Consider the following 15922-nt stretch of genomic DNA (forward strand, 5'->3'; position numbering starts at 1 on the left):
AATGACTCTCTAGGAGATAGTATCCTTATCTTTCGTGTCTTTTGCTGAAGAGACCACTTTATCAATTAGACCATAGGAGATAGCGTCCTCAGCTCCCATAAAGAAATCTCTTTCAGAATCTTCTATGATTTTTTCTACAGGTTGTCCTGTACATTCGGAAAGAATGTTAGCGAGGTGTTTTTTCAGTGTTAAGATTTCTGCAGCTTGTAGCTGAATATCTGCAGAAGTTCCTATAATCCCTCCCGAAGGTTGGTGAATCATCATTCGACTATGAGGTAGAGCATAACGCTTACCTTTAGTTCCTGCGGAAAGTAGTAGAGCCCCCATAGAAGCCGCTTGACCTATGCAATAAGTATTTACATCACAGCCTAAGAAACGAATAGTATCATAAATAGCTAGTCCTGCTGTGATATATCCGCCAGGAGAGTTAATGAAAACTTTAATATCTTTTTTAGGATCTTCAGACATTAGGAAAAGTAATTGGGCAATGACAGTATTCGCGAGGGGTTCTGTAATCTCTTGGCCAATCATTACAATGCGATCTTTTAAAAGACGCGAGTAAATATCCATGGCGCGTTCGCCACGACCTGTATCCTCGACCACATAAGGCACCAATGTCATTTGCATTTCCTCTCAAAATAGTTTCTTTCCCGCATATACATAAGATGCGCAAAAGCAATTCCAACAATACACATAATTCATTTTTTATGCTTTTTTGCCTGGAAACAAGCCTACGCATTAAAATGTTGAATTCTATGTTTAAGACTTTCTTGGGTCAAGTGTTTTCCTCTAGCTAAATTACGCAGAGGGTGCTGTCGCTAATTCTTTTGCTTTGGATAGAACTGTTTCCATGGCTTTATGGTAAGTTAGACGATCGCGAGCTGCCATCACTAGTTCTTGCAAAGCTTCGTTAGATATATCTCGAGGAGGTTGCATGCCGTAACGCTCTCTAGAACATACATCCATCATATATTGAAGCTCTTCACGGCTAATCACAAGCTTTTCATCTGTGAAAATCTTGTTAGCTAAGAAAAATAATTTTAACGTTTTTTTAGCTTCTGCTTCTGCTTCTTGTAATAAATCTGATTTTTTATCTTCTAGTTCTTCATCAGAACAATATTGAATCAAACGAGCATTGAGTAATTTTTCTCTCGTTAGCATGGCTAAACGATCTTCTAACATAGATGTTGGAAGATCAAAATCTATAATACTTGCTAGAGCATTTTCTGCTTCAGTAAAGCGGTGTTGATGTTGTTTATCTTTTGCTTGATTTTCTAATTGAATGCGTAGCTTTTTCTTTAGGTCTTCTAAGGATTCAGCTTGTAACTGACGAGCTTTCTCGTCATCAAGTTCTGGAGCAACAACTTCAATCACTGCATTAACAGTAAAAGTTAGAACATCTCCATTTAAAAATGATTGGATGTCAGGAGAGGTGATGATCTCTGTAACGCGATGACCTGCAGAAATACCTAGAAATTTAGCTTTAAAAGAATCAGTCATTTCTTCTTCGCAAAGTTTGAAATATTTATTTTCAAAGATTGCTACAGGAGTTCCTTCTTCGTCTTGTTTGGAAACATAAAGAGATAAGGATACGAAATCCCCTTCTTGAGAAGGACGAGTTACAGGAGTTTTTGTGGCGAAGAAATAAGAGATATTCAGCAATCCCTTTTCCATTTCTTCATCGGTGATATCTTTTATAGGAGCTTCTTTTTCTAGTGATAATTTGTCCCAAGAAATATCAGTAATCACAGGAAAAGCTTCGTAAGTGAAATCTACCTGCCCACCTTCGGCTAGATCTGCTTTTGCTACAGATGTAGACTTGATAGCTTGTGGAGAAAGAGGTCGGCGATCTCCTACAGTAGATAAAGCTTGGTATGCTGATTGAATCAATAATTGATTCAATTCTCTTGTTACCTGGCTAGGATAGCGAGAAACAATAATTTCATCAGGAGCTTTGCCTTTTCGGAATCCTGATAAGACAATATCTTTCTTTATCTTTTTTATAGCTTGTTTATGAAGTTTATCTAAGAGTTGCGGCGTGGTTTTTACTACAGCAGAAACAACACATCCTGACTGTTCTTCTAAATTAATAGAAAATTGCTCGTTAGAAAAATTTCGCGACACAAGACTACCTTTTGAAGCTTTTCTGGAAGGAAAAGCGGGTGATGAGGCTTGAACTCACGACCTTCACGTTGGCAACGTGGCGCTCTACCACTGAGCTACACCCGCAAGAAAAGTGATATTCTAGATATTTCATGAGTTTTTATCAATGACTAGTCAACTACAGTAGTAATAGTTAGTGTAAAAACATGGGCTAAAATACAAGAGAAAAGGCCTGATAAAATTTTTCATTGATTTAGCATGGGTAAACAGGTACAAGTAAGCTGATTCAATCAGAACTCTATAATTTAGAGGAGAAATGCTCAATTTTCGCAAATTACGAAGGGATTTTACAGCTAACATTTTGCAGGATGGCAAGGAACTTTTTGACCAAGGAGCTGTGATTAATGCGAAAATCCTGTCTATGAATGGGGAATCGGTGTGTATAGGAGCACAGATTCGAGGCCTATATGACAACGTATATGAATGTGAAATAGAAGTTGATCGATCGAAATCTGATACTATAGATTCTAACTGTGATTGCTCTTATAATTATGATTGTCAGCACATAGTGGCACTACTATTTTATCTAGAGAAGTATTTTAATGAAATGGTGGTGGCTTATTCTCAAGAAGCCGACTTAGATACGAATCAAGAGATAAATGAAGAAGTAAAAAAAGAGCTTCAAGAAACTTTTGTTGTTGCAGCCAGTAGAGAAGAAGAGAGAAAAGACCGAGCTCATCAAAAAGAAATTTTGAGTGAGTACGTTCACGCAGCGAATGTATTAAGCGCGAATCCATTTTTCTTGCCTCAAGAATATTTAGAGAAGAATTCTGCAGAACTTGCTGTTTTGTTTGTTGCTTCCAACGATGAAGTATTTCGTCCAAACCAGCATGTTGAATTTCAACTAGTTTTACGCCTTCCCGGACGTTCTAAACCGTTTTATATTTCAAATATTAAAATCTTTCTTGAAGGAGTTTTATATCAAGAGCCGATTATCCTTAATGGGCGTCGTTTCTTTTTCACAATGCAATCTTTCAACGCTTCTGATCGCAAGCTTATAGATTTGTTGATTCGCTATGTTCGTTATGCGAATCAAGCTCCTGAAGAAAAATTATTAAAATCTGCTTACCTTACATTAACATCGCTAGGTGTAATTTTAGCAAAAATGTATGAACATCAAATGGCAGATCGTGGTGGAGGACAAGCTGGAGAGAAAGAAAGTTTTTCAGGGATGTTTTGTGGTAACCTTGAAGAACCTTTATATTGGTCGGTTTCATCAGCTAAGATGAAGTTTGATTTAGATTTTTTCGACACTCCCTACAAAGCATTGTTAATGACTCCACTAATCCTAGTGGACGATGAAACTCTTCAGCCTGAGCAAGCAATTCTCTTAGAATCTAATGTTCCTGGAATTATTCATAATAACGTTTACCATCACTTCGCACCTCAAATTCGACGCGCGCATTTACGTTCTTTTTCAAGGCTACGAGATATTACTATCCCAGAAGCTCTATTCGGTTCTTTCCGAGAGAATGCTCTTCCTGTGTTTAAAGAATACGCTGAAGTTTCCAATGTCGAAGTTCTAAACTCTTTTATCACTCTGCCTTATATTGAAGATGTCCGTGGTGTCTGTAACATAAGTTATTTAGATGGCGAATTGGAGGCGAAATTACATTTTATCTATGATTCGCTTACGATTCCAGCTGCTTCTTTTTCTTTAAAATACCAAGATATTCGTGCATTTATTCGTGATGACGGAATCTTAGCTAGGAATCTTGTTGAAGAACGTAAAATCATAGAAGAGATTTTCTCAGGCTTTATTTATGATGAGCGTGATGGTGCTTTTCATGTAAAAAGTGAAAAGAAAATCGTAGAGTTTATGACAGAAACAATTCCTAACAATCAGCATAGGATAACGTTTAATTGTCCTGAGACTCTTTCTGATCAGTTTATTTATGATGAAACTATCTTTGATCTTTCCTTTAAGGAAAGTTCTGAAATTAATACTTATGAAGCCGAGCTTAAAGTTAACGGTTTGTTGAAGGGAATTAGCTTAGACTTACTTTGGGATTGTATAAGCGCTAAAAAACGTTTCCTGGAGTTGCCAAAGCGAGGGCGTAATGTAAAAACTCCTCGAAGAGGTAGAACTCCTGGTTCTGCAAAACTTCCGTGTATTTTAGTTTTAGATTTAGAAAAAATTTCTCCAGTTATTCAGATTTTTAATGAAATAGGCTTTAAAGTTCTTGATGACTTCGTAGAAAAGTGTCCTTTGTGGAGTTTAACAGGTATTTCTCCTGAATTATTTAAAGGTTTACCGGTCAATTTTAAAATGACGGATAAACTCGCCGAGATACAAAAGCAAATTCGTGGAGAAGTTGCTTTTGATTTCCAGGCTGTTCCTAAGCAAATACAAGCTACATTACGTAGCTATCAAACAGAAGGAATTCATTGGTTAGAACGTCTTAGAAGAATGCATTTAAATGGCATTCTTGCTGACGATATGGGCCTTGGAAAAACCTTACAAGCGATTATTGCTATTACACAAAGTAGATTAGAGAAAGGAAAGGGATGTTCTCTAATTGTCTGCCCAACATCTCTAGTATATAACTGGAAAGAAGAATTCCGTAAGTTTAATCCGGAATTCAAAACGATGATAGTTGATGGGATCCCTTCTCATAGACGTAGACAGCTAGCTGCTCTATCAGATTATGACGTTGCCATTACTTCATACAATCTGTTGCAAAAAGACATCGATATTTATAAGGATTTTGTCTTTGACTATGTAGTTTTAGATGAAGCTCATCATATTAAGAACCGTACGACGCGTAATGCAAAATCCGTAAAAATGATTCGTTCGGGGCATCGATTAATCTTAACAGGTACTCCTATTGAAAATTCTCTTGAAGAATTGTGGAGCCTCTTCGACTTCTTAATGCCTGGTTTATTAAGTAGTTATGATCGTTTTGTTGGCAAATATATCCGTACAGGCAACTATATGGGGAATAAGACCGATAATATGGTTGCTTTGAAGAAGAAGGTCGCACCGTTTATTCTTCGTCGTATGAAAGAAGACGTATTGGAAGATTTACCTCCTGTCTCAGAAATTCTATACCATTGTCACCTTACAGATTCTCAAAAAGAGCTATATCATTCTTATGCTGCTTCAGCTAAAAAAGAACTTTCTCGTTTAGTTAAACAAGAAGGATTTGATCGTATACATATCCATGTTCTTGCAACACTTACACGTCTAAAACAAATCTGTTGTCACCCAGCTATTTTTGCCAAAGATGTGCCTGAACCGGGTGATTCTGCAAAGTATGATTTGCTTATGGATCTTCTTTCTTCTCTTGTTGAGACAGGACATAAAACAGTGCTCTTTAGTCAATATACCAAGATGTTAAGCATCATAAAAAAAGACTTAGAAGCTCGTGGAGTACGCTTTGTTTATTTAGATGGTTCCACCAAGAACAGATTAGAAATAGTCAACCAGTTTAACGAAGATCCAGGACTTCTAGTTTTCTTGATTTCGTTAAAGGCTGGAGGAACAGGATTAAATCTCGTTGGTGCAGATACGGTGATTCATTATGACATGTGGTGGAACCCTGCTGTAGAAAATCAAGCTACAGATCGAGTACATCGCATAGGACAGAATCGCTCAGTGTCTTCGTATAAGCTAGTTACGTTAAATACCATTGAGGAAAAAATTCTAACTCTCCAAAACAGGAAAAAGAGCCTTGTAAAGAAAGTGATCAACTCTGATGATGAAGTCGTTTCCAAGTTGACTTGGGAAGAAGTACTAGAATTGCTACAGATATGATGCTATGAGCCCACATCGAAGCTTATTTAAAATTAAAAATCTTTCTAATCGATTGTACAACAAGACTCTAGGCCGTTTTGATAAAGTTTTCAACTTTTTTTCTGGCAACGTTGGTATCGATTTAGGAACAGCGAACACTTTAGTTTATGTTCGTGGTCGGGGTATTGTTCTCAGTGAACCCTCTGTAGTTGCTGTAGATGCTCAAACACATACAGTTCTTGCTGTTGGTCATAAAGCTAAGGCTATGTTAGGAAAAACTCCGCGGAAAATTATGGCTGTTCGTCCTATGAAAGATGGAGTGATTGCAGATTTCGAAATAGCCGAAGGTATGTTAAAGGCGTTGATCAAACGTGTAACACCTTCTCGTAGTATGTTCCGACCTAGAATTTTAATTGCTGTGCCTTCGGGGATTACTGGTGTCGAAAAGCGTGCTGTTGAAGACTCTGCTTTACATGCTGGAGCTCAGGAAGTGATCTTAATAGAGGAGCCTATGGCGGCTGCTATTGGGGTGGATCTTCCTGTTCATGAACCTGCTGCAAGTATGATTATTGATATTGGTGGTGGAACTACGGAGATTGCTATCATTTCTCTAGGAGGGATTGTAGAATCTCGTTCCTTGCGTATTGCTGGCGATGAGTTTGATGAATGTATTATTAATTACATGCGTCGTACTTACAATCTTATGATTGGTCCGCGTACTGCTGAAGAAATAAAAATCACTATTGGTTCTGCATATCCTTTGGGAGATCATGAGCTTGAAATGGAAGTTCGAGGCCGTGATCAGGTGGCAGGATTACCAATCACAAAAAGGATTAACTCTGTTGAAATTCGCGAATGTTTAGCAGAGCCTATCCAACAAATTATTGAATGCGTTCGTTTAACTTTGGAGAAGTGTCCTCCCGAACTTTCTGCTGATTTAGTTGAGCGTGGTATGGTATTAGCTGGTGGCGGGGCTTTAATTAAAGGTCTCGATAAGGCTTTAAGTAAAAATACAGGGCTTTCTGTAATTACTGCACCGCATCCTTTACTTGCTGTTTGTTTAGGAACAGGAAAGGCTTTAGAACACCTAGATCAATTCAAGAAACGCAAAGGGAATATGGTATGATCAGTGCATGGAGCAATGAAATTCAGCATGAAGGTTTAAGACAATGGATCCAAGAGGTTGTTGAATTAGTAACTCCTAAGGATATCCGTATATGTAATGGTTCCGATGCTGAATATGCTGAAGTTTACAGCATGATGCAAAAATCAGGAGTAGCTATTCCTTTAAACTCTGATTTACATCCCAACTGTTTTCTAGTGCGTTCTTCTCCTGAAGATGTTGCTCGTGTTGAACAGTTCACTTTTATTTGTACTACAAAAAAAGAAGATGCAGGCCCTACCAATAATTGGCGTGATCCTCAAGAAATGCGTCAGGAATTAGATGGTCTTTTCCGAGGTTGTATGCGCGGTAGGACTCTCTACGTGATTCCTTTTTGCATGGGACCATTAAATTCTCCATTTTCTCTTATTGGTATTGAAATTACCGATTCTCCATATGTTGTTTGTTCTATGAAGATCATGACACGAATGGGAGCGGAGGTATTAAAATCCCTAGGAACATCTGGTTCCTTCCATAAGTGTTTACATAGTGTGGGAGTTCCTTTATCCCCGGGTGAAAAAGATGTAGCTTGGCCTTGTAATCCTAAGAATATGCGTATAGTACATTTCCAAGATGACAGTAGTGTAATGTCATTTGGTAGTGGTTACGGAGGAAATGCTTTACTGGGGAAAAAATGCGTAGCACTACGCTTAGCTTCATATATCGCTCGTTCGCAAGATTGGCTTGCTGAACATATGTTGATTATCGGTGTGACTAATCCCCAAGGACAGAAGAAGTATTTTGCAGCTTCTTTCCCTAGTGCTTGTGGTAAAACTAATCTCGCTATGCTCATGCCTAAGATTCCTGGTTGGAAAGTCGAATGTGTCGGCGATGACATTGCATGGATACGTCCTGGTGTTGACGGTAGATTATACGCTGTGAATCCCGAATTTGGTTTTTTTGGTGTTGCTCCAGGAACATCAGAAACTACAAATCCTAATGCTTTAGCCACTTGCAAATCTAACTCGATATTCACTAATGTTGCTTTGGCTCCAGATGGAGATGTCTGGTGGGAAGGTTTAACGAGTCAACCTCCTGAAGGTCTTATAGATTGGCATGGTAATCCTTGGCAACCTGGAGGAGCTCCTGCAGCACATCCTAATTCTAGATTCACTACTCCTGTAAAACAGTGCCCTGTTTTAGATTCTCAATGGAATAATCCTGAAGGTGTACCAATCGAGGCGATTATTTTTGGTGGTCGTCGTTCTGAGACTATACCTTTGGTTTATGAGGCTTTAAGTTGGCAACATGGAGTCACAATTGGTGCGAGCATGTCTTCGGCAACTACCGCAGCTATTGTTGGTGAACAAGGGAAGTTACGGCATGATCCTTTCGCTATGTTACCTTTCTGTGGCTACAACATGGCTTACTATTTTGATCACTGGTTATCTTTTGCTTCTAACACAAGTTTAAAACTACCAAAGATCTATGGTGTGAATTGGTTTCGCAAGGATAAAGACGGCAATTTTATCTGGCCAGGATTTAGCGACAATCTTCGTGTTTTAGAATGGATTTTCCGAAGAACTAACGGGGAAGAGTCCATCGCTAAGAAAACACCTATTGGTTACTTACCAGAAGAATCTTCTTTAAACTTAGAAGGACTCAACTTATCTTCACAAGCTCTTCAGGATCTACTTTCTGTGGACGTTCCCGGATGGCTGAAAGAGGTTGCTAATGTTCGAGAGTACTGCAAGATTTTTGGATCTGACCTTCCTCAAACAATCACTGATGAATTATTCAGAATAGAAAGAGAATTAAAATAATTAAATAATCAAAGTCACTTGTTATTTATGTTTTAGTTTTAAAGTTAATTATTTTTTATTTTTGAAATATTTTTTTTATTTTAAAATTAGAAAAATAATTAATCTCTTCTGGATAAATTACGGTGACGGTACAACCTTCATACATTACTTTTAATCGCAATGTAACGGCGGCACTACTTGGTGATCAGGTAGATATGACAACACCGTTTTCTAGTTCTGTGTTTCTTTTTCAAGAACTAGATCAAAAAGCAAGGGGATTAAAGCACGCACTCGGTTTGTTGCAAGAAGCAGAGGCTAAGTTGCCCGTAGCGCAAATTTCTTCAGAATTTATAGGAGATGTTTCTTTCGAAAATCTTCCTGAAGAAAAAATCACACTTCTGAATGTTACATATGATTCTGGTAAAGTTAGTGAGGTTTTAGCAAATCCAAATCTTGCTGCTGCAAAACTTTATATAGAGGGACTTGATAAGAGTTTTGATGATTGGTTAAAGGAAGTCGATCAGGGAGGGATTTTTGATCCTACAGAAGCTGAGAAAACTATAGTTAAAGATTTCCAAGTTAAGCTAAGCACTTTGAAACAACCATTCACTACAGGTAATCCTACAGCTGATCAATATAATGCAATATATGCTTTGCCTAAAGAGTTTGTAGCAGCAATAGAAAAACTCCAAGGGAAAGACGCTCCTCCAAAAAGCAAGGTGATCAATTTTTGGCAGAACATGATGGTAGTTTATAATGCCATGGTTTCCTTGTCTTATCCTGTTTCTGAACAATTGAATATCCAACTTGCTGAATGCTCATTAAATATTGATGAAGCGAATAAAGTCATTGAGCTAATACGTCAGTTCTCAAGTTCTCTTAAAGATCTACTTAATCCTGTTTGGGATATCTCTTCAACAGCAACTAATTTAAATGGTTCTGGTTATAACGCTATGCAAGGCGGTATGACACGCACCTATATAGTGCTGGGTGGAGTATATCGCATGCTTATGGATAAGTATTCAGGTAATGCTGTAGATAAGATGCCTGAAGGAGTCAAACAGGGAGTAACTACATTTATCAGTGCTATGGGTAGCTTGAAGATGAATGCCAGTGTGTCTTTACCGAGTTTCCTAAGTTTATTGTATTCCTATTTAGTGTGTGCTGGGCAATATGGGGTAAAAATTCCCTCATCTCAAGAAGATTATAAAACAGTTCTTACACAAGAACAGTCTTATTGGGATGAACGAGGTAATAGCAGTTTTAATGTTGCAGATGTACCCTTGGTTACATTTAAGACTAACCCTTATACTGAGTATCAAGGTATCAAGTTATTTTATAACGACAGTAACACTAATCTTAATCCTGAATTTTTCAAACAATGCATTGAGTTAATGACGAAGAATCCTTCCTCCGTGATGTCGCGCTCTGACTATCAGAAAGTGATTGATGGGATGAATAATGGTATTAAGCAAATCCAAGATCAGATTACCAAATGGACAGAAGAATCAGCCAAATTGATGGGACAAAAAGATTCTATGGATCCTACGAAATTAAATTATTTTGAGAGTATGAAAGAGGGTAAAAAGACATTTGTAGATACCTCTCCAATACAAATGGTTTACTCCTCTCTATTATTAGATAAGTATTTACCCAATCAGCAGCACGTTTTAGAGACATTAGGTGTACAGATGACTTTCTCTAATAAAGCTGCTAAGTACATGAATCAAATTATTACTCATGTCACGAATTTCCAAACTGCAGATGTTTATTATTCTTTAGCAATATACTTGCGTCAGATGAACTTACAGGCTCTTACTGATGCTTTAGGAAAAGCCCAGAGTGTTTTAGATAAAGAAAAAGTACGTTGTAGAAGTGATATTGAGCGTTGTCAAAGAGTAAAAACTGAACTCACAAAAATTTTGACAAGCATAAACAGTGACACAGAATTGACATCTTCTCAAAAACGAGAACTTCGTCAGACAATTTCCGGGTATGAATTCCAGTTCAATGCTTTGATACGTAATTTAGGAAATTTGTTTATTTTGTTACGTAATATGCAATTTAGTTCGGTAGATAAACCCGAAGAGACTGACAAGGCATTTGTTATCAAGGTTAACGGTAAGATATCAGATGATTGGGCCCGTTTTCTATCGTCTTTTGAAAGCTTTGTTATTGAAGGTGGTGAAAACGGTGTTGTTCCTGGTGGCGAGCAGCAGATCTTACAGAGTTTAGAAGCTACCCAACAGAATTTTACAACCTTTAACCAAAACCAACAGCTCGCATTACAGTTAGAATCTTCCGCAATTCAGCAAGAGTGGACTATGGTCAGCGCTGCTTTAGCATTGATGAATCAGATATTTGCGAAGTTAACACGTAGATTTAAATAGGTGAAGTTATGAAAAACTCTCCAATACAAGGCTATCAACAGATTAATCAAATTTCTGAAGGTCCGGTATTTGCAGAACGTCGTGTATCTCCTGCTGAAGTAGCAGCAGATTATACAAAGATGAACGAGGTAGCTTCTCATTTAAAAATCATGCAAGACTTACTTAAGGAAGCTAGTGATTTGGGATTGCGTAGAGAGTTTGTATCTTCTTTGAAGCATGACTTTTTAGATACAGGATTCGAACTTGCTGTAATACAAACTGTACTTACAGAAAAAGAAAATAAAGAGCTACGTAAGGAAGCAAATAAGATTTTTCAAGAGCATTTGGATAGAATATCTCCGCAAGCGTTAACAACAGCTCCAGAGCTTGCTCCGGTAGAGGGTTCTATAGTCAATAAAATGCCTTTCCAATCGGCATTTGCTTATATCCTTTTAGATAAATATATCCCTGCTCAAGAAACTGCTTTATATGCATTGGGAAGAGAATTAAATCTTTCAGGATATGCTCAGAACTTATTTAGTCCTCTTTTAGAGACTATAAAGAGTTTTAACTCTGCTCCTATTATGTATAATTTAGGATCTTATATTTCTCAAACATCAGGAACTGCGAATTTTAAATTTGGTTATCAGATGATTGTAGATCGCTATGAAGAAGAGCGTTTACAGTTGAGAAATGATATTAAAAGTGCTGAGAATGCACAGCTTTTATTGAAGCAAATTTCTAAGAATATTCAGGGAAATAGTTCTCTTTCTGATGCTCAAAAAAAACAGCTCGAGGACATCGTTACAGGCTATAATAATGAACTAAGCATTATGATAAATCAGATGAAGAATCTGATGTTGAATCTGAATGCTCTTGTTTTTATTCCTGGGAATAGTGAATACGATCCTTCTTATAAGATTATGGGTTCTGATTTTTCTATAATTACATTGCAGGATTTGGAACATAAGGTTGTTGATGGAGAAATTGACATCAATACAGGAACTGCAAAGGGTGGCTTGTTGAATTTCTTTAACAACTGTCTTTCTGATGTGCAAAATTACGGAGATTTAGCTCAAACGCATCAATTGATGTTAGAACTTCAGATGCGTGCTATGCAGCAGGAATGGAGTTTAATTGCAGCATCATTGAAACTGATACATAACGTATATCGTACGTTAATCAGCTCGTATAATTAGAATTGGAATCCTGCAGTTACGTTTATAGCACGCTGGCAGCCCCAACGTCCTTCAACGCTATAGAAGAAGTTATCTGATGCGCAGCTTGTTGCTCCACAGCAAAAGTTCACTCTATGGAAGTTTGTAATTTTGCGTACTTTGAACTTCAAGTTAGAGAACTGGCTTTCTAGACGCTTAAAGCTATCTGCGGGTGCCGTCCTTGATGCACTTCCTACAGCAACAGAAACATAAGGAAGAATATAGTCATTCACATAGGTAGTGATTCCTATATTTGCTGACCACTCTTTATAGCTAATTTTACCGTTAGAATCTTCAAAATATACTTCAGGGTTTGCTTGGCTATTTACTACGATGTAGTTAATAGGACATGCTGCATGGCGGTAATCTCCACCAATACCAATGAAAGAAATCCCATCTTTCCAAAGGATCTTTTTCAAACTTAAATCCCAAACAAAACCATAGTTACTTTGTACTTCTACCAAACCGTCGGTAACTTGCGATTCAGAAGCAAGAGGTGAAGAAGTATAGTCTCTATAGGCATTAAGAGGTAGACGGTAGTATTGTTTCAATCCGCCGATTTTTACATCGAAGCTGATATCTAATAGGGGAATAGCAGCAGGTGAAGTATCTTGAAAAGCTACTGAAGCAAAAATACAACTAGCGCTAACTTTAGAATCATTTAGATCGAAGTCGAAATCTTTTACTGTTGAGGTGATTGTAGGTAAAGGTCCGGTTCCTGTTGTGTTAACAGATGTCACTACGGGAACATTCTTTACTCTTGCGCTTTCTGAAAAAATATAATCTCCAGAAAATCCTATTTTTAAGCTCCCTGTAAGTGCTGCAAAGAGACTATAGCTATTGCAAAATTCGAATGCACACATTCCTTTCTGTTCTGGATTAATTCCTGGGATGACAGGATAAGCAGGATTTCCTGACGGCATAGCATTAAGGTTTGAGGAAGAAAAAATTCCTGATAAAGCTAGGAGAGAGAGGGATGCTAAACGTAGATGCTTTTTCAGCTTGCTATTCATTTAGTAGATGGCCTTATTTACTATGCGTTATAAATTCATCTTTAACAAATGATAAAAAAATGTACAAATGAAAACTCTGTAGAGATAGGACTTCTATCTAAGGAGATGAGGAAGATAGAAATCTTCTTCTTTTAAAGATATTCTTCTTTAGTATTTCTTTGTAAAAGTGCAGCGATGCCTTCTTTAATATCGAGATTTTCATATAATACGCGATAGATGCCCGTAGTTATCGGCATATCGATTTTATGATGTTTGGCAATTTGGTATGCTGAAAGGGCAGTATAGGCACCTTCAACAACCATGCCAATTTCTGCTTTTGCCTTCTCAAGAGTCATTCCTTGAGCTATTAATTTCCCGAATTTTGTATTTCTACTTAATGAAGAAAAGCACGTTGTACAGAGATCCCCAAGACCTGCTAAACCATTCAGAGTGTCAGGGCGGCAGTCCATAATTGTTGCGAATTTCCGTATTTCATGAAGTCCTCGAGTGACTAATCCTGATTTGGCATTGTCTCCAAAATGGAATCCATCAGAAATCCCACAAGCGATTGCTATGATATTTTTTAAAGCTCCGCCTAGAGCCACACCTTTAAGATCACTATTGGGATATACTCGGAATGTTGGAGTTAGGAAAGCATTGTGTATTTTTTTTAAAGTATCTGGATTATATGCGCTGATCACTACGGAACATGGACAGCCTTTAAGAACTTCTCTAGCTATAGAAGGCCCACTAAGATAACCAAGATATTGCGAAGCATCTTTACCAAAAATTTCTACAACAATCTCACTAAGTAATAATCCCGTATGTTGTTCGATACCTTTTGAGGTAATGACAAAAGGCACATTGAGATCTGTGATTGTTTTTAATTGTTCGGATACGGGACGTATGCCTGCTGAGGATACGCCTTCAACAATCATAGAAGCTCCTTCTACAGCTTCTGCCATATCTGTAGTAAAGGACAGATTAGGATGAATAGGAATATCAGGAGCTTGGGGATGACGTTGTTCTATTTGTAGCTGAGCAATCAATTCAGGATTGCGAGCCCATCCAACAACGTGATAACCCTTATTTGCTAATAATGATGCGAGACAAAATCCCCAAATGCCCATACCTAAGTAGGCAATTTTTTCCTTCATGAGGCCTCAAAAAACGGTTCCTCGAAAAATGCTTTATTCTCCCAATGCAGGGAGGTAGAGGTTGAAGGATAATAGAAATCGGCTTCTAATTCAAATGTTGTGTTTGGAGAAAGTTTTTTCCCGGTCACTTTATGGAAAATTTGACGTTCTCTAGCAGAGAGAGCTTCTCGAACAGTTGCTGGACTGTGATTGCCTTCAAGATTTTTTAATGGTGCGAAGCATTCTTGACGTGGATAAACAAGAGTTTGACAACGCTCGCTGTAACAAAATAGATCAAAGATAAATTCTTCAAATTTCCAAGAATTTTTCTCAGAGGAATAGAGTCCTAACTGTTTTGCATGTTTATGAGCTTTATAAAGAGGAAGTTCACGTAGAGCTGCGTGGGCAATGAAGTCCATAGACAAGCAATACAATCCAATATTAGCTAGACAATACTTCAAAGTGCCATCTTGATTTGTGGCAAAACGCTCGTTTTGAGGTATTTCGGAATATTCAATAACTGAGGTTTTCCCTGAATCATTAGACTGTACTAAGATGCCAACATCTTCAATTGCCGTTTGTCGCGAAGCAGCTTTAATAGTTACTTCGTTATTTTCCATCCCATGGAATCCACAAAGTTCCACATCAAAAGGTAGAGCTAAAGGATTATCAATAGGAATAACGCTAACCATTTCGACCCCGGCTTTTTTCCATTTTTCCCAAAGCCCTGAGGTGTATAGAAGAGTTGCTAGGCAACCATTGCCATTAGGCCCTAGGGATAGGGTATCAGCATCTTCTAAAAAGAGATCCCCTGATAAGGATAATAAAGGCCAAAGTGGCTGGCAGAAAAAGTCCACTTGATTGGGATCAAGATGGAAATAATCATTAGATTCGAAGTAGGAACGTGTCTGACGATTATTTAACGGAGATGTCATAAAAGCTAAAGGTAGAGGCTGATTCGCAAGTTTACTTGCTGCACAGACTTTTTCAGCAACAAGCTGAAAGAGAGGCTTTTTTTTGATAGGAGATACAGGGAAAAGCCCTTTGGGACCATCACATTTTAATCTAGATCCTTGCCCGCCAGCAAGAACTACACAAGCGACTTTCTTTTCTTTTAGAAGATTAGTTCCTATTTTTGTTCTTTCGGAATCTTCTCCAGAAGAAGCAAAGGAAGTTAAAGGATGAAAATCTTTTAAGATAGATCTTGGAGAAGTAATGAGCTGACGTTGTTTATGGAAAAGCTCAACATCTATAGAAGAAATTTGATAGTAGAGGCGTTGTTGTTGTTTTTGAGAAAGAGACGACCATGAATCTAATAAATGCTCTTGATTAATAGATTTGAGTTTTTCTGTTAGTGAAGACATTTCCACGACAGACGGAAAGATTACAGAGTCGGTCATTACAG

General features: G+C 37.7%; 10 protein-coding genes and 1 tRNA gene. 5 read left to right on the forward strand and 6 right to left on the reverse strand.

What is annotated here, in order from left to right:
- Positions 1-9 precede the first annotated feature (9 nt).
- From O1W70_RS03420 to O1W70_RS03430, 3 genes are all read right to left on the reverse strand, one after another.
- A complete protein-coding gene (locus tag O1W70_RS03420; RefSeq protein ID WP_006343578.1) occupies positions 10-621 on the reverse strand; it encodes an ATP-dependent Clp protease proteolytic subunit in 612 nt (203 codons plus the stop codon).
- 177 nt (positions 622-798) lie between these two features.
- Complete coding sequence (gene tig, locus O1W70_RS03425) at positions 799-2124, reverse strand: trigger factor (RefSeq protein ID WP_332380955.1); 1326 nt, start codon at positions 2122-2124, stop codon at positions 799-801.
- Positions 2125-2157: 33 nt separating this feature from the next.
- Positions 2158-2229 (reverse strand) — tRNA-Gly (locus tag O1W70_RS03430).
- Positions 2230-2419: 190 nt separating this feature from the next.
- Between O1W70_RS03430 and O1W70_RS03435 the strand changes: the two genes are divergently transcribed.
- The 5 genes from O1W70_RS03435 (at position 2420) to O1W70_RS03455 (ending at position 12371) form a co-directional block, all read left to right on the forward strand.
- Positions 2420-5920 (forward strand): DEAD/DEAH box helicase, encoded by a 3501-nt coding sequence (locus O1W70_RS03435; protein WP_332380957.1) that lies wholly within the window; start codon positions 2420-2422, stop codon positions 5918-5920.
- Between the two features lie 4 nt (positions 5921-5924).
- Positions 5925-7025, forward strand: coding sequence for a rod shape-determining protein (locus O1W70_RS03440; RefSeq protein WP_006343575.1), 1101 nt, complete (start codon positions 5925-5927; stop codon positions 7023-7025).
- Positions 7022-8824, forward strand: coding sequence for a phosphoenolpyruvate carboxykinase (GTP) (locus O1W70_RS03445; protein ID WP_332380958.1), 1803 nt, complete (start codon positions 7022-7024; stop codon positions 8822-8824). Before O1W70_RS03440 ends, O1W70_RS03445 begins: the two co-directional genes overlap by 4 nt.
- A gap of 122 nt (positions 8825-8946) precedes the next feature.
- Complete coding sequence (locus O1W70_RS03450) at positions 8947-11193, forward strand: CT620/CT621 family type III secretion system effector (protein WP_332380959.1); 2247 nt, start codon at positions 8947-8949, stop codon at positions 11191-11193.
- A gap of 8 nt (positions 11194-11201) precedes the next feature.
- Entirely contained in the window at positions 11202-12371 is a 1170-nt protein-coding gene (locus tag O1W70_RS03455) for a CT620/CT621 family type III secretion system effector (RefSeq protein WP_332380960.1), read from the forward strand.
- On the opposite strand, the gene O1W70_RS03460 is transcribed toward O1W70_RS03455, so the two are convergent.
- The 3 genes from O1W70_RS03460 to O1W70_RS03470 form a co-directional block, all read right to left on the reverse strand.
- Positions 12368-13402, reverse strand: a complete 1035-nt coding sequence (locus tag O1W70_RS03460) for a hypothetical protein (RefSeq protein WP_332380961.1) — start codon at positions 13400-13402, stop codon at positions 12368-12370. The genes O1W70_RS03455 and O1W70_RS03460 overlap by 4 nt on opposite strands.
- 131 nt (positions 13403-13533) lie before the next feature.
- The gene (locus tag O1W70_RS03465) at positions 13534-14538 is read right to left on the reverse strand and encodes an NAD(P)H-dependent glycerol-3-phosphate dehydrogenase (protein WP_332380962.1); all 1005 of its coding nucleotides are present in this window, start codon (positions 14536-14538) and stop codon (positions 13534-13536) included.
- A complete protein-coding gene (locus O1W70_RS03470; RefSeq protein WP_332380963.1) occupies positions 14535-15917 on the reverse strand; it encodes a UTP--glucose-1-phosphate uridylyltransferase in 1383 nt (460 codons plus the stop codon). The genes O1W70_RS03465 and O1W70_RS03470 overlap by 4 nt, the downstream gene beginning before the upstream one ends.
- Positions 15918-15922 lie beyond the last annotated feature (5 nt).

Origin of the sequence: Chlamydia sp. 16-02, assembly GCF_042235055.1 — a bacterium.
GTDB lineage: Bacteria > Chlamydiota > Chlamydiia > Chlamydiales > Chlamydiaceae > Chlamydia.

What these genes read in the sequence shown, in the direction of transcription:
- O1W70_RS03470 (WP_332380963.1), bottom strand. Translation starts at nt 15,917, where the DNA reads ATGACCGACTCTGTAATCTTTCCGTCTGTCGTGGAAATGTCTTCACTA.
- O1W70_RS03445 (WP_332380958.1), top strand. Translation starts at nt 7,022, where the DNA reads ATGATCAGTGCATGGAGCAATGAAATTCAGCATGAAGGTTTAAGACAA.
- O1W70_RS03460 (WP_332380961.1), bottom strand. Translation starts at nt 13,402, where the DNA reads ATGAATAGCAAGCTGAAAAAGCATCTACGTTTAGCATCCCTCTCTCTC.
- O1W70_RS03435 (WP_332380957.1), top strand. Translation starts at nt 2,420, where the DNA reads ATGCTCAATTTTCGCAAATTACGAAGGGATTTTACAGCTAACATTTTG.
- O1W70_RS03440 (WP_006343575.1), top strand. Translation starts at nt 5,925, where the DNA reads ATGAGCCCACATCGAAGCTTATTTAAAATTAAAAATCTTTCTAATCGA.
- O1W70_RS03420 (WP_006343578.1), bottom strand. Translation starts at nt 621, where the DNA reads ATGACATTGGTGCCTTATGTGGTCGAGGATACAGGTCGTGGCGAACGC.
- O1W70_RS03465 (WP_332380962.1), bottom strand. Translation starts at nt 14,538, where the DNA reads ATGAAGGAAAAAATTGCCTACTTAGGTATGGGCATTTGGGGATTTTGT.
- O1W70_RS03455 (WP_332380960.1), top strand. Translation starts at nt 11,202, where the DNA reads ATGAAAAACTCTCCAATACAAGGCTATCAACAGATTAATCAAATTTCT.